The 20773-nt window shown below is 65.0% G+C and carries 17 protein-coding genes; 5 read left to right on the top strand and 12 right to left on the bottom strand.

The annotated features are described in order from the left end of the window. Positions 1-8: 8 nt before the first annotated feature. From BUA26_RS04615 to BUA26_RS04670, 12 genes are all read right to left on the bottom strand, one after another. The gene (locus BUA26_RS04615; protein ID WP_072758285.1) at positions 9-788 is read right to left on the bottom strand and encodes a YkgJ family cysteine cluster protein; all 780 of its coding nucleotides are present in this window, start codon (positions 786-788) and stop codon (positions 9-11) included. Between the two features lie 116 nt (positions 789-904). Further along, complete coding sequence (locus BUA26_RS04620) at positions 905-1402, bottom strand: DUF4347 domain-containing protein (RefSeq protein WP_072758287.1); 498 nt, start codon at positions 1400-1402, stop codon at positions 905-907. A gap of 28 nt (positions 1403-1430) precedes the next feature. Beyond that, positions 1431-1871 carry a type VI secretion system baseplate subunit TssE gene (gene tssE / locus BUA26_RS04625; protein WP_072758289.1) on the bottom strand — a complete coding sequence of 147 codons (441 nt, stop codon included), beginning with the start codon at positions 1869-1871 and terminating at the stop codon, positions 1431-1433. A 100-nt stretch (positions 1872-1971) separates the two neighbouring features. After that, positions 1972-2574 (bottom strand): Hcp family type VI secretion system effector, encoded by a 603-nt coding sequence (locus tag BUA26_RS04630; protein WP_072758291.1) that lies wholly within the window; start codon positions 2572-2574, stop codon positions 1972-1974. A gap of 92 nt (positions 2575-2666) precedes the next feature. Continuing rightward, on the bottom strand, positions 2667-3155 hold the full coding sequence (locus BUA26_RS04635) for an Hcp family type VI secretion system effector (protein ID WP_072758293.1): 489 nt from the start codon (positions 3153-3155) through the stop codon (positions 2667-2669). 21 nt (positions 3156-3176) lie between these two features. Continuing rightward, positions 3177-4661 carry a type VI secretion system contractile sheath large subunit gene (gene tssC / locus BUA26_RS04640; RefSeq protein WP_072758295.1) on the bottom strand — a complete coding sequence of 495 codons (1485 nt, stop codon included), beginning with the start codon at positions 4659-4661 and terminating at the stop codon, positions 3177-3179. Positions 4662-4723: 62 nt separating this feature from the next. Further along, a complete protein-coding gene (gene tssB / locus BUA26_RS04645; protein ID WP_072758297.1) occupies positions 4724-5248 on the bottom strand; it encodes a type VI secretion system contractile sheath small subunit in 525 nt (174 codons plus the stop codon). A 352-nt stretch (positions 5249-5600) separates the two neighbouring features. Next, positions 5601-6677, bottom strand: a complete 1077-nt coding sequence (tssA, locus tag BUA26_RS04650; protein ID WP_072758299.1) for a type VI secretion system protein TssA — start codon at positions 6675-6677, stop codon at positions 5601-5603. Positions 6678-6694: 17 nt separating this feature from the next. Beyond that, positions 6695-10219, bottom strand: coding sequence for a type VI secretion protein IcmF/TssM N-terminal domain-containing protein (locus tag BUA26_RS04655; protein WP_178368531.1), 3525 nt, complete (start codon positions 10217-10219; stop codon positions 6695-6697). An 11-nt stretch (positions 10220-10230) separates the two neighbouring features. Next, positions 10231-11577 carry a DotU family type IV/VI secretion system protein gene (locus BUA26_RS04660; RefSeq protein ID WP_072758303.1) on the bottom strand — a complete coding sequence of 449 codons (1347 nt, stop codon included), beginning with the start codon at positions 11575-11577 and terminating at the stop codon, positions 10231-10233. Positions 11578-11611: 34 nt separating this feature from the next. Continuing rightward, on the bottom strand, positions 11612-13042 hold the full coding sequence (tssK, locus tag BUA26_RS04665) for a type VI secretion system baseplate subunit TssK (RefSeq protein ID WP_072758304.1): 1431 nt from the start codon (positions 13040-13042) through the stop codon (positions 11612-11614). A 44-nt stretch (positions 13043-13086) separates the two neighbouring features. Continuing rightward, entirely contained in the window at positions 13087-14142 is a 1056-nt protein-coding gene (locus BUA26_RS04670; RefSeq protein ID WP_178368532.1) for a TraB/GumN family protein, read from the bottom strand. A gap of 183 nt (positions 14143-14325) precedes the next feature. Between BUA26_RS04670 and BUA26_RS04675 the strand changes: the two genes are divergently transcribed. From BUA26_RS04675 to tssF, 5 genes are all read left to right on the top strand, one after another. Beyond that, on the top strand, positions 14326-14976 hold the full coding sequence (locus BUA26_RS04675) for a LuxR C-terminal-related transcriptional regulator (protein ID WP_072758308.1): 651 nt from the start codon (positions 14326-14328) through the stop codon (positions 14974-14976). Positions 14977-15229: 253 nt separating this feature from the next. Beyond that, complete coding sequence (gene phnD / locus BUA26_RS04680) at positions 15230-16228, top strand: phosphate/phosphite/phosphonate ABC transporter substrate-binding protein (protein WP_255368162.1); 999 nt, start codon at positions 15230-15232, stop codon at positions 16226-16228. 122 nt (positions 16229-16350) lie between these two features. Next, the gene (locus BUA26_RS20520) at positions 16351-18207 is read left to right on the top strand and encodes an MltA domain-containing protein (RefSeq protein ID WP_218587774.1); all 1857 of its coding nucleotides are present in this window, start codon (positions 16351-16353) and stop codon (positions 18205-18207) included. Between the two features lie 39 nt (positions 18208-18246). Further along, positions 18247-18834 carry a hypothetical protein gene (locus BUA26_RS04695; RefSeq protein WP_072758310.1) on the top strand — a complete coding sequence of 196 codons (588 nt, stop codon included), beginning with the start codon at positions 18247-18249 and terminating at the stop codon, positions 18832-18834. 101 nt (positions 18835-18935) lie between these two features. Further along, positions 18936-20771, top strand: coding sequence for a type VI secretion system baseplate subunit TssF (tssF, locus tag BUA26_RS04700; RefSeq protein ID WP_072758313.1), 1836 nt, complete (start codon positions 18936-18938; stop codon positions 20769-20771). The last annotated feature ends 2 nt before the right edge of the window (positions 20772-20773 follow it).

The raw sequence follows: 20773 nt of genomic DNA on the forward strand, positions 1-20773 counted from the left end.
CGGCAACATCACGCTTCCGCATTGTCCGCTGACGGCGCCGTGCCAAGCCACTTGAACAACGACTCGATCTGCGCGGGGCCGCTGCTGGTCGGTGGCGCTTCCGGGTATTCCTTCGCCCACTCCGGCGCCGTGATCAGCGGTACCCACGACAACCCAACCTTGTCCTGCCTGTCTTGGCTTGCTTCCAACTTCCGCAGCGCACGCGACACCTGCACGGCGATTGGCAGGCAGTCGATGCTGTCGGGCGTGGGTTGAGCGCAATGTGTTGCCGGCGAGGTGACGAGGTATTCGCGGCAAGCCAAGGGGCGCTCCGTATAGATCGAACAGGATTCCTGCTCGAGAAACGGACAGGCCACGCCGTGACGGAAATAGTCGATACCGAGTCGGCGGCGTGATGCTTCGTCCAGACGCGCGGGTGCGCGCAAGCGATCGAGCATGCCGGTGGCAGCCAACTTCGCATGCGCGGCCTCGAACCGATTCAACACTTCGTTGCGCCGCGGCTCCGGCATCGCGGCGATCACCTGGCGCAGTCGATGCGCCTCGGCGGGGGCGATCGGCACTAGCTGCCGGCAGCAGGCACCGCACCCCTTGCGGCATGAGATCGGCCTGCCTTGCGCCGCACTTTTTTCCACCGCGGCGTCGACCACGGCGTCGGTCAAGCCACGCAACAAATGCAGCAGCTGGCCCGGCGTGGCCGGTCCGGCGGGCACCGTCAGCTGCATGCGCCATGGCTGCTCATCGAGCACCAGGTCGACGGTCGCCGTCACACTTGCGGTTTGTTCTGCCATGTCGTTGCCCTCGCCGAAGCGCGCCGATGGTGGCCAAGCGTACCGGTGCGCGCCGCACGGTCGGTCTTGCGATGGATGTGCCGGATGACGGTCAAGCCATGCAGGCATCGCACGAGTCATTGCTCGAAGCGTTCAACGATCCTTCCGGTGGGATCGACGTACAACCGGCGCGTGGCGCCCCACAGGTGCACGACATGTCCGTTGAACGGATTGCCGAAGCCGACCGAAGTCTGGCCAAAGACCTCGCCGCCGCCCGGCGTCAGGAATACCCCTACGGCCGCTTCGAGAAAGCTCCAGCCGTCGTCTCCCTCGGCGACATTGCAACCGTTGAAGTAGACGCGGGCATTGGTCGTGGTGAGGCTGGTGTATCCGCGGGGGATCAGGCCTCTCACCCAGGTCGCATCGATATAGGCGTTACCGAAATAGATTCTTCCCGGAGAGCCGTGCGTTTCGAACAATATGCGATCGAAATATTCTCCGCTGTCCTTCATGGCGTCGAGCGCGGGCACCAGGTCGCCGGCATCGGTGATCGGCAGGCGGTGCACCGCGCCGCGCGCATCGGCGGTCTGCCGGATACGCGAATCGCTGGCGTCGTAGATATGCAACAAGGCCATGGGCCAATCTCCTGATGTGACAGCCGGCTCAGCGCACCTGATACGACTGTGTGTTGAGTTGCAGCACGGCGTCGAACTGCACCTTCTCGCGATCCGCACCGAGGTTCATCAACGCCTCCACGCGAAAGCGCAACGCCCGCTCGTACGCGCGCTGCCCTTCCAGTTGCACCTTGACGCGGGTAAGCCGCGGCTCGTGCAGGCCGATCGCCTGCTCCAGCACTTTGCGGATGCGGTCCCGGTCGCGCGGACTGAGCAGGCTGTACGACGAAAAATCCGGGATGCCGAATGTCAGCGACGACTTGCGGCATTCCACAAAGGCCTCGGGCAGCACGCGCGCCGCCTCGGAGCGGGTGTTGAGCAAGGCCTCCAGGTCGCGCGACACCAGGTCGCGGAACTCCAGCAGCGACATGCCACGACCGCTGTCTTCGGGCAGCGGCTTGTCGGTGAGGCGATCAAGAATCGAACGCATGGCCTGCTCCGTTCCAGCGTGTCAGCCTGGTGGCCGACCTCAAAAATCCATGATTGGCTCGTCATCCCAGCGAAAGCTGGGATGACGAGCAATGACCCATTCACATCGACGCGTTGAGCTTGCGATCCCAGCCGGCATGCTTCTTCCCCTCGGCGGTGCCCTTGACGCCTTGCGGCTGATAAGTGAACTCGATCCGCCCATAGCTGAGCACCAGCCGTTCGGCCGGGATGATCTGTTCCGGCGACGCCGCCACCTGCCAGCTCGACACCACCACGTCCTGCAACTGGATCTGCAGGTACTCCAGCCCTTCCGCACCGGATGCCTTGCGGCAGGTGAGAATGGCCTTGGCGATTTTCTGGCGCGTCGTCGACGCCTTCAGCAAGGGTGCCGAGGCTGCGTCGACATGCTTGCTCAGATGCAGGTCGCCGACCCGCACGGCGCCCGCCGCGGCGACGCCTGTGCGCGCCTCCGCCTTAGCGTCCGCGCTGCGGAAAATCGGCATGTCGTTGCGAATGCCCGAAACCGCCTGCGCATCGCGCGTCTCCCGCGGGTCGTAATCATTGACCCCGAACGACCAGCCGTCGATCTCGATTTCCGCGGCGTGATCCTCGTCGTTGGATTCGCCCTGGATGCCATCCAGCTTCAGAAAAAAATCGTTGCTCGACGATGTCCTGATGTTCAACTCCGGCACTTCGATTGGCATCGACCTGCTCCACCTTGTCGGCATCATGCGTCGGCGTGACATGCCGGGAGGCAGGCCACGCCGATGTCATGCGATGGTCTGGAACGACCCGCTCAGGTCGCCTTGTTGGTGTGGCGGTCGTAGGCAATGGTGATCGAGCCTTCCAGCGAACCGTCGGACTTCTGCGGCTTGTATTCGTAGGTGATCTTGGCGTAGTTGAGGCCGATCGACTCGTTCGGAACCGGGCTGCTGCCACCGGCCGCGCTGGAGTGATAGCTGGAGATCAGCACGTCCTCCAGCGTCAGCTTGAGATACTCCTGCTGCTGGCCGCCGGCCTTGCGGCAGACCAGGACCATGTTCTTGATGTGCTGGCCGGTGGCCACCGCCTTGAGCAGCTTCGGCGTCGACTTGTCGGCGTACTTGCTGATCGTGATATCGCTGAAGTCGGCCTTGCCCGCGCCACCGCCGCCACCTGCGCCAAAGGTGCCCTGGTTGGTCGCTCCCCACGACCACGACTGGATCTCCAGTTCGCCCTTGTGCTTGTCATCGGTGGACTCGCCCTCGATGCCGTCGATTTTCAGGAAGAAGTCGCTCTGTGACATGGATCAATCCTCAATAGATTCTCAACGCGCCGACTTCGGAAGCTCGGCCACCAGACGCAGCGAGACGCTCAGTTCGTCCAGCTGGTAATGCGGCCGCAGGAAGGCCACCGCCTTGTAGGCCCCGGGTTTGCCGGGCACATCCACAACTTCAATGGACGCCTCGCGCAGCGGGTACTGCGCTTTCATCTCCTGCGAGGCGTTGTCGTCCAGCAACACGTACTGGGTGATCCAGGTGTTGAGGAAACGCTCGACGCTGGAGCGCGAGGCAAAACTGCCGATCTTGTCGCGCATCATCGACTTCAGGTAATGCGCGATGCGGCTGACCGCGAAAATGTATTGCAGCTGGGCGGCGAGGCGCGCGTTCGCGTTGGCTGCATCGGTGTTGTATTCCTTCGCCTTCTGCGCCGACTGGGTCGAGAAGAACGCCGCGTAGTCGGTGCCCTTGCAATGCACCAGCGGGATCATGCCCAGATCCGCCAGCTCCTTTTCGCGGCGGTCGGTGATCGCGATCTCGGTCGGACACTTCAGCGCGACCTCGCCATCGTCGGTGGCGAAGGTGTGGGTCGGCAGCCCTTCGACCAGGCCACCGCCCTCGACGCCGCGGATCGCCGCGGTCCAGCCGTACTTGGCGAACGCGTCGGTGAGTTTGGTGCCCAGCGAGTAGGCGGCATTGGTCCACAGATAGCGGTTGTGATCCTTGCCGGAAACGTCTTCGACGAAATTGAAAGCCTCCACCGGCGTGGTCTCCGGCCCGTACGGCAGGCGGCCCAGTACATGCGGCATCGCCAGGCCGACGTAGCGCGCATCCTCCGACGCGCGGAAGGACTTCCACTTGGCATATTCGACAGTGTCGAACACCTTGGCCAGGTCACGCGGACCGGCCAGATCGGTGAAGCTCTCGAAACCGAACATCTCCGGCGAGGCGGCCGACAGGAACGGTGCATGCGCCGAGGCGGCCACATGCGACATTTCCTCCAGCAGATACATGTCCTCCGGCTGCCGGCTGAACTCGTAGTCGCCGATCATGGTGGCGAACGGCGCGCCGCCGAAGGTGCCGTATTCCTCTTCGTAGATCTTCTTGAACAGCGTGGACTGGTCGAAGTCCGAGGCGTTCTTGAAATCCTTGATCAGTTCCTTCTTGGTGCAGTTGAGCACCTTCACCTTCAGCGTTGTGCTGGTCTCGGTGTTTTCGACCAGATACTTCAGGCCGCGCCAGGATCCTTCCAGCTTCTGGAATTCCGGCGCGTGCATCACTGCCGAGAGCTGGTCGGAGAGCAGCTTGTCGATGTCGGCGATGCGTGCATCGAGCGAGGCGATCGCATCGCTGGAAATGCTGATCTGGCCGTCGGTCACCTGATTCACCAGTTCGGCGATCAGGTCGCGGGTGCGGTCACGCTCGCTGTCGGTGCGCGCGATGCGGCTCTGGTTGAGGATGCTGTCGAGCAGGCTGCCTCCCTGTTCGGCGACGACGGTGCCCTTCGCGGCTTCTTGCTGTGTGCTGGCCATGTCTTGCCCCTAACGTTGCGTGTCCGATGGTTGATAGGCGGTGCCCGCGATCTGTTCGCGGTTTACTCGGAGTCGCCGGACTTGCCGCCCGAACCCACTTCCTTGGTCAAGCGGGTGATCTGGTCGGTGTTCTGCAACACCTCGTTGAGCAATTCCTCGAACTTGTCGTTGCCGGCCATCTTGTTGCGCAGGTCGGCGAGTTTCTGACGCGCCTCCAGCAGCTTGCGCAGCGGATCGACCTGCTTGACCACGTTCTCGGGGCTGAAGTCATCCAGGCTGCGGAAGTTGAGCTCCACGCCCACCTTCGAGCCGTCGCCCTTGAGCTTGTTGTCCACCTGCATCTGCACGCGCGGTTTCATGCCTTTGAGCACGTCGTCGAAGTTGTCCTTGTCGACATTGACGAACTTGCGCTCCTTCATCTTCGCCAGCGGCTCGGCCGGCTGGCCGCTGAAGTCTCCGATGACTCCCGCCACGAAAGGCAGTTCCTTCTTTTCGATCGCATCGCCCACCTCGACGTCATAGGTGAGCTGCACACGCGGTGCGCGGACGCGATCGAGCTTGTGCTGCGTGCTTTCTTTCTTGGCCATGACGTTTCCCCGGCAGTTGGGCGAAGCCCGTTGCGCGGATGCGCAGCGGCGATAGCGGAGAAGTCTAGGAATCTGTCCGGCGCGAAAGAATTAGCCGTACGGCCAGTTGGCGGCCTATGACTTTGGGGTGGTGTACCGCTCCGGGTCGACTGCCCGGACCCGTGGCCTTTTCCTCCTCTCCCCTTGGGGAGAGGATCGAGGTGAGGGGCGGGTGCTCGCGGGAATCGCCATGGTGCAACCCCGACGGCACGCCGCAAGACTGGCCCTGACTGACCGCCTCACAATGGGAGATCGAGGCGAGCACCCGCCCCCTCACCCCAACACTCTCTCCGCAAGGAGAGGGAGTAGTGGGTCACTCGCCCGGAATCCCCACCCGATCGCGGATCGAGGCGAGCACGGAGCTGTCGCGGACGACTTCGCTGAGCCATGCATCGAGCGGTGTGTTCGCCCATACCACCGCTTTCTCCAGCATGAAGGCGACCGGGTTGTGCGGCTCGGTGCGACGGAAGAACGCGGCGATGTCGCTGATCGCACGCAGCGCGGCTTCCTTGCTGGCGGCGCTGTTGCTGGACAGGTCCAGCGTGCCGCCGCCAACGGGCGACGATGACGAAGAGGCCGCGCCGGCGATCGAGCCGGGATCATCCGAAGCGTTGCCGGCAGCGGCGCCGCCGATGCCTTTGGCCTGTGCGGTCTTGCCGATCACCTGGCGGATCCGTTTCAACGCGTCTTCCACCGCGGCCAGCGACGGTGCAGCGCGACCGAGCCGGGTATCGACGATGCGCTTGAAGCTGTCGAAGGCGGCCAGCGCCCCGTCGGATTCCTCCAGCAGGCGCTGCACGGCGTCGTTCGGGTTTTCCATCATCGCCTTGTCGAACGCCTCGCCGGTGAGCCGGCCCTCGTCGAGCGCGGCCCGATGGGACTCCTGATTCTGCCGTGCCAGGTTGTCGACCTCGCGCGAGTCCTGCCAGTCCAGCAAGGTCATCGGCTTCGCGCCGCCGGACAGCGGCACGCGGCGCAGCGCATCGCTGGCGTAGATGTTGTACCAGGCCAGCTTGGCCGCGCGCTCCTCGGCATCGTCGCCGTCGAGTTCGGGATACAAGCCGTCCCACATCGTGTCGAGCAGGCCGTACAGCAGATCGACCGACTGCGTGGCGCCACGGACGCCGTCGGTGGCGATCAGCGCCTCGCCCAGCCACACGGCCATCTGCAGATCCTTGCTCTGCTTGGTCAGCACTTCGGTGGACAGGCGGATCACCAGGCGCCAGTCGGCGACCTTCAGCTCGGTCTGCCATTCGCCCTGGCGCAGGTTGGGGTCGTCGGCGCGGCGCGCATCGCGCACGCGGTCGTAGACATCGTTGAAGCTCACGTCCTCGCCGCAGGGGCGATCGGGCGAGATCGGCGCAAGCAGTTCGGCCAGTTCGATACTCATGATGCTTCTCCTAACCGTTATTCGATGATCGTGGCGGGCATCGCCACCGGCGTATTGCGTGCACTGAGGTATTGCTTCATCGCATCGGACAGCTCGACGGCGAGATATACCCGCGCCTGATTGAAGCCGACGGCACGCAACCGCCCGGTGATGTCGGCCCATTGCAGCGGCGTATAGGAATCGCGGAAATCGGCGAGCGCGAAGCTGTGCGAGCCACCGCCGAAATCCTTCAGCAGCTGCAGGAAACCGTCCTGCCCCGCATAGAGTTTGGTGAGCACCAGCGCATCCGCAGCCGCTGGCGCGACTGCGCCCGCCGCGCTGGCCGAAGCGGCCGGCACCAGCGCCACTTCGTTGGGCGCAGCTTGTTCCAGGCTGATGCGCAAGCTGGCCTGCAGACAGTTGGCCGGCGACCAGAACACCGCAACCTTGGACTCGGCCAGCGACTGCGCCTTGCTGTTGGCGCTGAAGCTGCGATCCTTGCAGTCGATCTGCAGCACCGTGCCCAGCGTGCCTTCGGCGAGGCTGCCCAGCTGGCTCGGCCCGGTGAAGCTGAAGCTGCCGGCCATGAACGGCTGGTCGGCATTCAGTGCGGGCTGGGCCTGGCTCTGCGCCGTCATCATGGCCTGGAAGCCGGGCGTCAGCGGCAGCGCGATGCCACCCACCTTGGTCGGCGCATGTTCCTTCTCGCTGACAAACGGTGCCAGCCAGTCGTTGACGAAAGCATTGAGCTTGCCCTGGGCGCCATACAGCGCTGCCATCTGCTGATCGGCGGGCAGCTGCTTCAACGGCGTCGCCACGCCGTCGTTCCAGCGTTGCTGCACGTAGGCGGCGGCGCGCTGGACGGTGAGATACAGCAACAGGTGCGAAGGTCCCTGCACCACCGACCAGGCACCGAGGTCGTCGCCCTTGAACTTCGCGGCATAGCTATCGTCCGGCCGATCCACCGACTGCAGCAGCGTGGCGTACTCGCTGGCCGGCGGCTGCGCTGGCGCGCCCTTGGCACGATAGATGTCGGCGACGATCTGATACAGGTTCTGTTCGCCGCCCTGCGCCTGCAGACGCAGGTAGCCGTTGGCGAACAATGCCTGCTGCTTGTCGAGCACGGCATGGCGGGTATCCAGCAAGGCCAGCAACCACGTCGGCGGCGCCACCCCCGCGCTACTGAACCAGCCGCCGACGGTATGGCCGATGAAGCTGCCCAAGGGTTTCCAGCCACCCCATCCGGCCGCTTTGGTCTGGCTCCACGCACGTTGCCAGCGCAACGACAGCGGCAACTGCAGCGGCAGGCTCAGCAGGTTGCGCTGCACGCTGTCAAAAAAAAAGCGGTACGGATTGTCGTCGCCGCCGGCGCGCGTCGCCAGTTCGTCGGCATGGCCTTTCCACAGGTTCACGCCCTCGAAGAAGCGGCTCTGGAACTGCGCCCAGGCATGGAAGTAGCTGGTGAAATACGCGCTACGAAAGCCATCGGCCAGACTTTTTTTTTCCGCCATGGTGTCGCCGATGGTCTCGGTCATCGGTGACACCACGCCCTCCCAGGCGTCGACCGTATAGGCGGCCGACACCGTGGGCAAGCTGCCCGAGTCCACGCCGACCAGACGATCGGCGGGCAACCAGTAGTCCTGCAGCCGCGGCCCGATCATGCGCGCATCGGCCCAGGCTTCCAGATCCTGCGAACGCGGCGTATAGGCGGTGAGCAGACGCTGCAACTCGCCTTGCAGCCGGTGCTCTTCGTCGTCCAGCACGGCGCTCTTCTGCCAGCGCAGGTAGCCCAGGTAGGTGGTGAGCAGCGCGTCGGCGTTGTCGCGGTCGCGACGGGTATCGGCATCGGCCGTGAAGAACGGCGCGAACAACCGCGAGCGCGGGTCGAACACCACGTTGTGCAGCACCTCGCTGTCGATGCAGCTGGCGCTGTTGCTGCGGCAATGCTGCAGGATGCGCAGGCGCTGGGTCACCGCCAGCACGTGCTCGATACCGGCACGCCCGTTGGCGACATCGTTGTCCAGCATCTGATCGTACGGCGCCAGGATCAGATTGGAGAAATCGGCGACGACCTCCTGCTTGAGCTGCTCGATGTCGCGGTCGGAGCGGCGCAGGCCGAAGCCGAGCTGACTCTTGTCCGCGCTGGCTTCCAGTCGCTCGATGGTGCGACCGCAGCCGGCCACCCATGCGATGCGTCCGCTGGCACCGGCATTTTCGCGGCCCTGGCAGGCAGCGCGGGTCTGCGCCAGCAGTTGCGCATCATCGGTGCGCGCCTGGCTGAGGCCATAGGTGAAATAGGCGGAAAATCCCAGCAATGCCGCCACGCCGAGTGCCGTCACACCCATCCGTCCCGCGCTGCCCTTGAAGCTGGGCGTGGCGAGCGGCTGATCGGCCGGCAGGAAACGGGTGAACAGATCGGCGACGAAGGCGCCGGCCGGTGTGTTCGGTCCCGGCCCGCCGGCAAAGTACAGGCCGCGCCAACGCGGCGTGCGCTGGAACGGATTGTCTTCCAGCAGCAGGCTGACGAATCCGCGCAGGCCATCTTGCAACCGGCTGATCGACTGCACGAACTCGAACACGCCGCGGCGGCCCTTCACTTCGTGCTGCGCGGCGAGTGCGGTGAGCCGCAAGGCGTGCAGGCGCTCGGCCACCGGCGCGAACAAGCCGTCGAACTTGGCGCTGGTACCCGCGCTGACCGCTTCGTTTTCCGGCAGCCGCCAGCCCATCGCCTGGGCGAACGCTTCGGCCGGGATGGCGGCGCGGAACGCGGCATAGCCTGGCAAGGTCTCCAGCCCGGTCACCATCACGTACACCGGCAACTGCACCTGCAAATGTTCCATGGCTTCGTCGACCAGCCGGCGCAACCGCATGCTGGTGTCCTTCAACGCGTCCGCGTTGCCGAGCAGGCTGCGCGCGCCAATGCATGCGACGATGCCATTGAGCGGCAGCTGGTCGCGCTCGCTGGCCAGTTGCATCAATGCCTGATACCACAGGCCGCGCTCGGTGCGAGCCGAGGCATCGCAGACGATGCATGGGCTGGTCTCGATCGCGATCAGCGACTTGAAGAACCACCAGCGCCAGATGGCCTCTCCGTCTGCACCGGCCGGCGCGGGAAACGGCGAGATGGTGCTCGCCGCCTGCAACAAGCCGTGCACGTTGGCATCGGCGTCGCCGAGGAACAGCATCCACGGTACGCGATACAGCGGGTTGCGGCTGCCGGCGCCGCGGATATCAACGAGCTCGGGCGAACGCTGGATCGTGCGTTTGGCCTCCTGGATGGCCGCGCTCATCTTCGCCAGCGGCTCGCGCTCATCGTCCGGATTGCCTGGGCCGAGATCGCCGATGCGCTGCCGTGCGCGACCGGCACGCGAATACTTGCGCGCGCCCTTGGTGAACCACCACAACACCGCCAGCGCGGCGAGGCACAGGCCCAGCAGTTGCCAGAATCGCGGTGGAATGCCGGGAATCAGCGCCGGCATCACGAACACGATCAGCGCCAGCAGCGCGATGCCGCCGAGCACGAACAGCGCAGGTCGGAACCAGGTTTTCTGAGTGAGGCTCATGGTCATAGTCCTCAGCGCGCCGGTTCGGTCTGGATGGTCATGAAATCAGCCACGAACTTGTCGTTGCTCCGATTCAATTCGACGGCCTGCTTGAGCAGCGGCAGGTAATCCTTGGCCGGTTCGCTGTCCGGGCGCAGCCCGGTGTACAGCGGCGTCGGCGAAGCGACCACAGTCATCAACTCCTGCCCGAACGGCGCTTCGACGGTGATCCAGCCGCCGCCTTGCACGCCCGCCTGGCCTACGTCGATCTGCTGGCTGGCCGGAATGACCTGCCCGCTGTGCGGCTCGCGCGTGTTCGGAAACAGGTGGATCACTTCGCCTTCGACCGTGTAGTAATCGACATAGAGATAGCCGTCGTGATTGGCTTGGACGAGCTTGACGATCACCTGCTCGTCCTTGACGAAACGATCGGTGTGGCCGGTGGTCGGTGTCACCGCCAGGCCATCGTGCCGATCGAGGTTGCGCTGCCGGTACGGCGTGAGCAGCTTGACCACTTCGCAATGCGGCCAGATCAGCACCTTCACCTGATAGCTCGGCGTCTTGACGCCCTTGATACCGCCGATATCGCCACGCAGGCGTTCCAGATCCACCGGCTTGGATACATAGCCGGTCACCGAAGTCACCCCGTCCTTGTCGACGGTGCCGGTGAGATCGGCGCAGCTGTAGCCGGCGATCTCCTGGTCCACCAGTTGCTGCACCGTAGGCCCCGTGACGTGCGTGGGCGAAAGGAAGAACCACACCAGGTACACGAGCGGAATCAGCAACGCGACCACCGCGCCAACCTTCATCAGCAACGCGTCCCACTGCTTGGGATAGCGCGGCCCGGAGGGGTCCTTCATCTGGTAAGGCTGCGGCGTGATCTGTTCCTCGCGCAGCGTGTGCAGCGGCGCCGGCGCTACCGGCAACTGGCGGCTGTTCAGCTCCTTGATCTTGCCCAGCTCGCCGTGATCGCCGGTCTCGAAGTAATACTGCCCGACGAAGCCGAGCAGCAACGCGTGGTAGTACACCTCGCGCACCTCCTCATCGCCGCCCTTGAGGTTGGACAAATGCTCGAAGAACTCGTTGCCCGCGTTGTTGGTGTTGAACAGCGACACCTGCAGCGGGCTGGCCTGACTCCACCAGGACGGATTGCGCGTGATGATCTCGTCGAACCACGCAACCACCGCGAACGCCGCCGACTCCACCGCCGCGGCCGGCTTGCCGGCGGCCAGCGCGCTGCTGCGGGCCTGTTCGATCAGCGCTCGCGCGCGCACGTAGACCTCGTCCACACTGCCCTGTGCCACGCCATCCACGATCTGCTCGTCGATCGCCAGACCGTAGGAAAACAGCGGGGTGAAGAATTCCAGGAGCCTGCTCATGGCTTCCTCGCGGCTCGTATCGTCGCCATCGCCATCACTCCTCCGCGCCCACGGGATACAGCTTGATCACCGTCTGTTCCGGCGGCAGATCGCAGAACACCGCCATGTTTCGCCCGTTGCGGATGCCTTGCCAGAACGGGTGTTTGGTATCCACGAGGAAGTAGGTGGTATTGGGCGTCTTCTGCGGTAACTCTTCCGGCGGCACCGGCAGCAGGTCGATCTTCAGACCGAACAACGCGGCCTGCAGCAGACGGGGCATTTCCTCGATCGCGCAGATCTTGCCGGTGCGGGACAGCCGTCCAAACAGATCCTGCCCGCGCAGTTCGGATTCGAACGCGAGATAGAAGCGCGTCTTGTCCGACTCGAACAGGTTCGGCGGCAACTCGGCTTTGTACAGCTTGCCGTCGAAAGTGAGCGTAATGCCCACCTCGGCGCCTACGGTGAGCGCCTTGACCAGGGTTTCCGCACGCTGAAACGCGATGCGGAAACACGCACGCAGATTGTCGTGGTCGTACGGCGGCAACTCGGTGTCGGCCGGGTTCTCGCGCAGGCCGCCGGCGAAGCTGATCTCCTCGGAGAACACCGAGAACTCCGCCACCAGCTCGCGCAGCCGCAAGTACAGCGGGTAAGGTCCCTCCACACCGCCGCGCACGATTTCCTGCAGGTCGGCGATGTAGCGCGCGAAGGTCTGCATCATCACCACGCGCATCACTTCCTGCGCGCTGGTCGACGCGGCGCGAATGCCGCGCTGACGTTTCACGCTGGAGAAGTCCGCGCCACGCGAAACCAGCAGGTCGCGCAGGCTGCGCGCCCAGCGGCTGAGGTTGACCGAAGCCTGCAACGCCACCAGCGGCGGGATGTAGTCGGGCGACAATTTGAAACGGCCCGGACCGTTCGGCACGATCTCGGCAAACTTGTACGACTCGCAGGCACCGAGCAGCGCGTCGGCACCCTCGTCGAGGCTGCTGATGATCTGCGCCTGGTAGCCCAGGAAATCCACTTCGGCGGCCGGTGCCTGCGGATCGTACGGATCGGCGCGCGACTCGCCATCGAGCCGATGGCGCGCCGGCAGCCGGCTGCCGCGTTCCTCGCTGCGACCCAGACCGTCGAGCGTGCGCTCGCGCTTGAGCACCAGGTACAGGGAAATCGGTTCGTTGTTGGGCACGCTCAGTTCAAGCAAGCTGCGTTCGGGCACCCGCGCGTTGCCGCCGCCCTCGGCGGTGGCCGCCACGCCGCCGCTGATCAGTTCGCCCTGCCGGGTCAGCAGCACGAAGCGTTCCAGCGTGGCCATGCCGGTCGCCAGCGCATCCTCGCGCAGCACGAGTGCCTCGTAGCCCCAGTGATACGGAGAAAACTGCCGATGCAGGCGCAGCGCATACGCCTGCTGCCAGGCGTCCTGCGCCTGCAGATGCTGCGGCGTGAGGAAACCACCTTGCGCCCAATGGACTTGCCGTACTGCCTGCATGACGTGAATCCCGTGTCAGTGTTGCCGTGCGATGCGACGATGGCTCACCACGTCTGCGCGCTTACCGCGAAGCCGCGGCGGGCGAGCCCGACGAGCAATCCATCCTTGCCGGTGAGATGAATGGCGCCGACCGCGACGAAGCAGCCGCCTGCACGCAGCAGCGGCTCCAGCTCCTCGATCCAGCGTGCGTTGCGTTGTTCGAGCAGGCATCTCTGCGCGCGCCGTTCGGCGCCCTGCGCCTGCGCGTCCAGCCCGTGCATGGCGTCGATATCGGCCAGCCAGCCGGGCAGATCGCCGGCGCGGTAGAACGCCAGCGAGCGCTCGGTCTCGGCGCGCAGTTCCTGCGGATCGGCCAGCCGCTGCTGCAGCACCACCGCATAGTCGGCCGCCGGCATGCAGTCGAGCGCGGCGAGTTGGTCCTCCAGCGTTTCCAGATGTACCAGCTTCAGCCCGTGCGTGTGCGCGACTTCTTCCACCATGTCGTCGATGCTCCGATGTTGCGCGTCGCCGGCATTCGGCAGCGGTGCATCCTGCCCCTCTTCAAGCAATGTCATAGCGACCCATGGCTTGAATCGATCGAGCTGGCGGCCGCTGTGTTCGGGCAGCAACGTACCGAGCTCGATGAACTCGACACCGCCGATGAGCCTGGCCAAGCTCTGCTCCGGCGCCAGGAAGCGGTAGCGGTCGTAGCTTTTCTGCCACGGCGTATTGCCATCCACTTCGTTAATCAAGGTGTGTTGCCCGCGCACCGCATCGCCCACACGCTGCGGATCAAGGCCGAGTTCCGCGGGCGCACCGATATGGATGGTGCCGAACAGCAGACTGTCCGCCGCACCCGGCTGCGGCGAATGGATGCGGAACAACACGCCGCGCGCGGCGCGCCAGTTAAATGGCTCATCGGTAGCGGCAGATGTCGATGGCGCCTGGGTGGAAGGCGCTGATGTCGATGCCGCCGCCGGCTGTTTTGTCGACACCGCACTGGCCGGAGCAGACTGCAACAGCGGTCGGGCGGCCGCCGGCGCTCCTGCCAGCAAGCTGCAGCACAGCAGGAGCACGCCGTTCCAGCCTTGCCACCCTCTCGCTGTGAGTGCCGTTGCCATGGCTCTTTTCCCTGTCGTGATCATCAGCGATTCTCACGACGCATCGCCGCAACGGCCATATCACGGAGAGCCTAGGCCGTTCGGGCTGGCACGGACGAGTTGCTGCCGGTGCCTACTGCGGCTATGTTGCCGAGGGGGTAGACAGGCGCCGGCGGGATGCCGCGATGCCACGGGGAAACGGATATGCGGATATTGATCGCGGATGACCATCGGCTGATCGTCGAGGGCATCAAACTCAAGCTCGCCGAACTCGACCCGACCATCGAGTTCACGGTGGCCATGGACGTGGACGAACTGCGCTGTGCGATCCAGCACGGACCTTCGCCCACGCTGGCGCTGATCGACCTGACCATGCCGGGCAGCCAGGGCTACGAGCACCTGATCGAAACGATCAACAGCCTGCCCGGGGTGCCGGTCATCGTGATTTCCGGCTCGGAAGACCCGGCCCTGATGAGGGCGCTGCTCATGCTGGGCGTGCAGGGTTTCATCCCCAAGGCTTATTCGCCCGACGTGATGCTGTCCGCCGTGCGACTGGTGCTGTCCGGCGGCGTGTACGTGCCGCCGATGCTGTTGCTGGACGGCGGTGCACCGGCCGCGGCCATTCATGCGGAACCGGCCGCCAGCCTCGAGGAACGCCTGCGCAAGCTGCTGACCGAGCGGCAGATCGACGTGCTGCGATCGCTCTCGCAAGGCAAACCCAACAAGGTGATCGCCCGCGACCTGGGTATCAGCGAGGGCACCGTGAAGATTCACCTGGCGGCGATCTTTCGCGCGCTCAACGTGCGCAACCGGGTCGAGGCGGTGGTCGCCTCGCGGCGCATCAGCGGGCTCTGAGAGCCTGTTCAAAGGTTCAGGTTGGCCGGCCGTGACCCATGTCTCAGGACATGCCTCGGGGGCCGTCGCCAATCGTTTGGATGTAACACATCGCACGATGACCGGCGGTAGACTTGCGTACCGTACGAATGACCTTGCGCGCAGGATGCGCGCCACGCAGGCCATGGGGGAGGGGTTGGGCAACGTGCGTCGGACATGCAGCTCCCGCAGGACAGACCAGCCATGGCGGAACGCGCTTCGCCGCGCCGCAGTCGTGCTGTTGTTCGTGCTGGCCGCGCCGGCGCTGCTGGCCGCCCAGCCCGCCACCGACCTGTCGCAGGTGCCGCTGACATTCGGGATACTGCCGATCGGCGGTGCTTCCGAATCGCTGGACGCATGGCGGCCGACCCTGGACGACATGAGCCGCTCGCTGCAGCGGCCGGTCCGCAGTATCTCCGTGAGCACTTACGAGGGGCTGGCCGAGGCGATCGCGGAGGAACGCGTGGACATCGCCTTCGTCTCCGGACGGTTGGCGCTGCAGGCGGTGGGCGAGCATCGCATGCAGGTGGTTGCCCAGCTCACCCGCGGCGACGGTTCGCGCGGTTACTACTCGGTGCTGCTGGTGCCGAAGAACTCGCCCATCCACACGATCGCCGATATTTACAGCAAGCCGAACCACTGGCGTTACGCGCGCGGCGAATCACTGTCGATGTCCGGTTACCTGGTGCCCGAGACGCAGCTCTTTGCCAGCCACAAGCTCGATTCGGATACATTCTTCGCCACCGTCGTGGTGGGCAACCACCAGAACAATGCACTGGCTGTCGCCAACAACGAAGTCGACGTGGCCAGCAACAACACCGCCGACCTCGAACGCTTCGCCCAACATTTTCCCGAGCAGTACGCGCGCCTGCGCGTGCTGTGGAAATCGAGTCTGATTCCGCACGCGGTGATCATCGTGCGCGACGACTTGTCGCCGCAGCTGCGCGCGGCGATCACCGACTTCATCACGCACTACGCCAAGAGCGGACGCAACGCCGCGTCGGAACTCGCCAACCTCAAACTGATCCACGATATCAGCGGTTTTGCCCCGGCCAGCAACGCCGCCCTGGTACCGTTCGCCGACATCGACTACACGCTGGATCGCCGCCGCGCACTCAGCGCGCAATGGGTGAGCGATGCGGCGATGCAGGCGCGCCTGCAGAAAATCGAGAGCAGCCATCGCGCGCTGGTGAAACGGCTCAACGCCAGCTCGGCGGATTCGCCCAGCCCCTGAAAAACCGCTGGTCGCGCACCACACCGCCCCTTCCCTCTCCACCGCCATAGCGCATCCGTGGTATGGCGGCGAGAGGCACACTGGCGAATCATGCCCGGCATCCTCACGCATGGGAGCCCGCCATGACGTCACGTCAGACATCGCCGTTCCCCTCGCCTGCCCTTGCCGCACTCGGCCTGCTGCTGAGCCTGGCCGGTTCGCTGGTCGCGCAGACGATGCCGGCGTCGTCGAATGCCGGTGTGCCGGTCGTGATCGATGGCGATGCGCTGGGCCAGCCGTTCGTGACGAAATATGCGCGCTTCCAGCCGGTACCGTTCAGCACCTTGCCCGGCTGGAATACGGATGCGCTGCGCGAGAGCCTCGACGTGTTCAGCCGCAGCTGCAAGGTGCTGTCGCGCAAGAATGCATGGAGCGCATCGTGCGGCGACCTCACCGGCGCCGACTCCGGCAGCGACGATGGCGCGCGCCGTTTCTTCGAAGCGCACTTCCAGGTCTACCAGGTGATGAACCCCGATGCGACGGCAGATGGTCGTATCACCGGCTATTACGAACCGCAGCTGGAAGGACGCAGCACGCGCAATGCGCAGTTCCGTTTCCCGGTGTATGGAGCTCCGCGCGATCTCTACCAGCTCGATGCGCGCTCGCTGAGCGGCGCGAGCCGGCAATGGTTCCGCATCGAAGACAACCGTTTGCTGGCCGCCGCACCCGGCACCGCCGACGCGCGCGAATACGAGCTGGCGCTGGACAACGACCTGCCCGACCTGGCCGACAAGCGTTATCGCGTGCGGCTGGACGGCGGCCGGATCGTGCCCTATTTCAACCGCCAGCAGATCGAGTCGCAAGGCATCGACGCACCGGTTCTGGCATGGGTGCAGGACGCCTATGTGCTGTATTCGATGCAGGTGCAAGGCTCGGGCAAGATCAAGCTGGAGGATGGCCGACTGGTTCGCGTGGCCTATGCCGAGCAGAACGGCCAGCCATTCCTGCCGAACGCTTCGTCCAGCGACACCGCCTTGGCCAGCAGTGCGATCAAGACGCGTGGCCTGCGCCTGGGCTCGGCCAGTGCCGCAGGCGAGGCGGCCAACGCGCCGACCGACGATGTCGCCTCGATCATCGCTCAGCTGCGGCATGGCAGTGGCAGCGGTCCTGCAGCCGATCCGGCGCCGGCAGCATCGCCGCGCGCCGCAACACCGGCCAGCCACACCAGCACGACACCACACAACAGCGACGTACAGGCGATCATCGCGCAGCTGCGGCACGGCAATGCAGCAGCGACCGGCAGCGCATCCGCCGCCGCGGTCCAACCCATGCCGGCGGCCGCGTCAGCGGCTGCGCCGAAGGCTCACGATCCGCAGGTGCAGGCCATGATCGCGCAGCTACTCGGCAAGGCGCCGCCGCCCACGGCCGCCGGCTCCTTCAGCAGCAATGCGCAAACCCATGTCAGCGGCAGCGATGCCGCCCGAATGGCTGTAGATCCGCACCGCAAGGGCGTGGCCAAGAACATCACTGCCAGCAGCGGCAGCACCTCGGGCGGCGCACTCAGCGGTATCGGCGATCCGAGCTACGTCTTCTTCCGGGTGATTCCGGATGGCCCACAAGGTCCGCTAGGCGCTCTCGGTGTGCCGCTCACGGCCGGTCGTTCGCTGGCCGTCGATCCGCGCACCACGCCGCTGGGCGCGCCGGTATTCGTCACCACCGCTGCACCCGGCGGCGCCGGCAGCATCGATCGGCTGATGTTCGCGCAAGACACCGGCGGCGCGATCCGCGGCAGCGTGCGCGGCGATTTCTTCTGGGGCTTCGGTGACGATGCCGGCAGCATGGCCGCTTCGATGAACGCCAACGGCCGCATGTGGTTGCTGCTGCCCAAGGGGCTCACGCTCGGCGCGCTCAATCCGAAAGTGCGCACGCGCGGACTCGGCAGCAGTGCCGCCGCGCCCGATTGCGTCATTCCGGACGACGAAAGCTGCGTCGAAAACTGACCTGGTTTCCCATCCACTTTATAAACAGGGAATACATCCATGCCCAACAACATCACCGGCCTGAACCTGCGACTGAACTGGTCAGATTTCATCGGGCAAGCTCCCCCGAATCGGCCGGCCAATCAGGCCGCTTTCACCTCCGCCTCATTCAGCATCAATTTCGGCATCACGCAAGCTTTTGCGGCGATCGGCATGCGCGTGCCAAACGCAAGCAACGACCTAGGTTTCGTGGTGAGCAACCTGCAGATCAGCGTGACGTTGAACCGTCACCGGATGTGGTCGGTGGCAAGTGCGCAGACACCGGCGTTGCTGGCACACGAGCAAGGCCACTATGACATCGTGGCGTTGACGATGAGCGACCTGTTCAACGACCTGCTCAGCCCACCCAGCGTGATGGCCACGGAAAACGCCGTGAGGAATTTCGCGAGCGCACTGCAGACCGAAGCGTCGCGTCGCATCGATGCGATGGAGAGTTCGGTCCGCGGCGACGGACTCTACGACCAACAAACGAATCACAGCCTGAATTCGGTGCAGCAGGCCAACTGGGACAGCGCCTTCGCCCTCGCCCGGCCGCCGACCGGCATGCGTTTCGATCTGGCCCTGGGAGCGCAAGGCATCTCGCCCTGAGGGACGCCATAGGTTCTACACCCTTCGGGGAATAGAGCGCGCCGCCGCTCTGGTCGAGACTCTGGAAATCGCGGCATCGGCCGCACCCACCGTTACCGGCCATGCTCGACGAATTGCTGCCTTATTACGAAAACGAGCTGACCAGCCTGCGCTCGCTGTCGAAGGAGTTCGCTGCGCGCTACCCCAAGATCGCCTCGCGACTGTCGCTGGAAGGCGACGTCTGCGAAGACCCGCATGTGGAACGGCTGATCGAATCCTTCGCGTTCATCGCCTCGCGCATCCACAAGAAACTGGACGACGATTTTCCGCAGATCACCGAAGCGCTGCTGTCGGTGCTGTACCCGCATTACCTGCGGCCGGTGCCATCGATGTCGATCGCACAACTGGCGCCGACGGCGGGTGCCGAGCTGACCGCGATGCAGACGGTGCCGCGCGGCACTCCCTTGCTGACACGGGCGATCCAGGGCATGCCGGTACGTTATCGCACCGCCTATCCGGTGCAGGTATGGCCGCTGAACGTAACCGAGGCTGCGTTCGAATCGGTGGAACGCTCGGCATTCGCCGTGCGCAGCGCCGACGTGGCAGCCAGCATACGGATCCGGCTGGAAGTGGTCGGCAAGACGACTTTCGCCGCGCTGGATCCGCACCAGCTGCGTTTTTATCTGGACGGTGAAAGTCCGTTGGTGCATGCGCTGCACGAGCTGCTGCTCAACAGCGTGGAATCGGTGACCGCGGTGGCGCCCGAGGGCGCGCCGATGGTGCCGCCGCAACGCCTGCCGGAAGGATGCATCCAGCCGGTGGGTTTCGGCATCGACGAGGGCCTGCTCGACTACGATCCGCGCAGCTTCCTCGGTTACCGGCTGCTGCAGGAGTACTTCACGCTGCCGGAGAAGTTCCTCTTCATCGACATCACCGGCCTCGACCTGAAGCGCTTCGGCACGGCCGTGGAATTGCGCATCGCACTGCGCTCGTTTGGACGTCCGGAACGCACGGCGCGAATGGAACAGACGGTGGGGCGTGACACCTTCCGCCTGCATTGCACGCCGATCGTGAACCTGTTCACCCAGCAGGCCGAGCCGGTTCGCGTCACCCAGCAGGTGAGCCAGTACCCGGTCATCCCGGACGTGCGCCGGCCACTGGGGCTGGAGGTGTATTCGATCGATCGCGTGCAGCGCCTCATGCGCAGCGGCGAGTCCAGCGTCGGCACCGAGTTCCTGCCGTTCTTCTCGACCCGCCATGGTCTCGGCGGCGACGACAGCGGCTGCTACTGGTACGCGCAACGGCTGCCTTCGGCGCGCCCCAACGACGACGGCACCGAAATGGCGATCGCGTTGGTCGACCGGCAGATGGATCCGCGTGTGCCGGCGGTCGAGACGCTATCGATTTCACTCACCTGCACCAACCGCGATCTGCCCGCGCTGCTGCCGTTCGGCGGCGAGGAAAGCACCTTGCAAGTGGAGGACGGCGGTGTCATCGCCCGCGCCCGGCTGCTGAAGAAACCCACGCCGACCTGGCGCGCACCGATGCGCATGGCCAACCAGTGGCGGCTGATCTCGCATCTGTCGCTCAACCATTTGTCGATCGTCGAAGGCGGCCGCGATGCACTGCTGGAAATCCTCAGTCTGTACAACTTCGCGGACTCCGCCACGCTGCGCAAGCAGATCGCTGGCATCGTCACGGTCAGCAGCCAGCCATCGCTGAGCCGCATCGGCAAGGCACCGCGGCAATCGTTCGTGCGCGGCACCGACATCGAGCTGACCTTCGACGAAGAACAGTACGTGGGTTCGGGAGCCTATCTGCTGGCGCGCGTGCTCGATCTTTTTTTCGGCCTGTACTGCACGGCCAACTCCTACACCCGGCTCACCGCACGCAGCGTGCAGCGCGAGGAGCCGCTGGCCACATTCGGGGCGCGTGCCGGCGCGCAGGCGCTGGTCTGATG

It is taken from the genome of Rhodanobacter sp. OK091, from assembly GCF_900142825.1.
In the GTDB taxonomy this organism is placed as follows: Bacteria; Pseudomonadota; Gammaproteobacteria; order Xanthomonadales; family Rhodanobacteraceae; genus Rhodanobacter.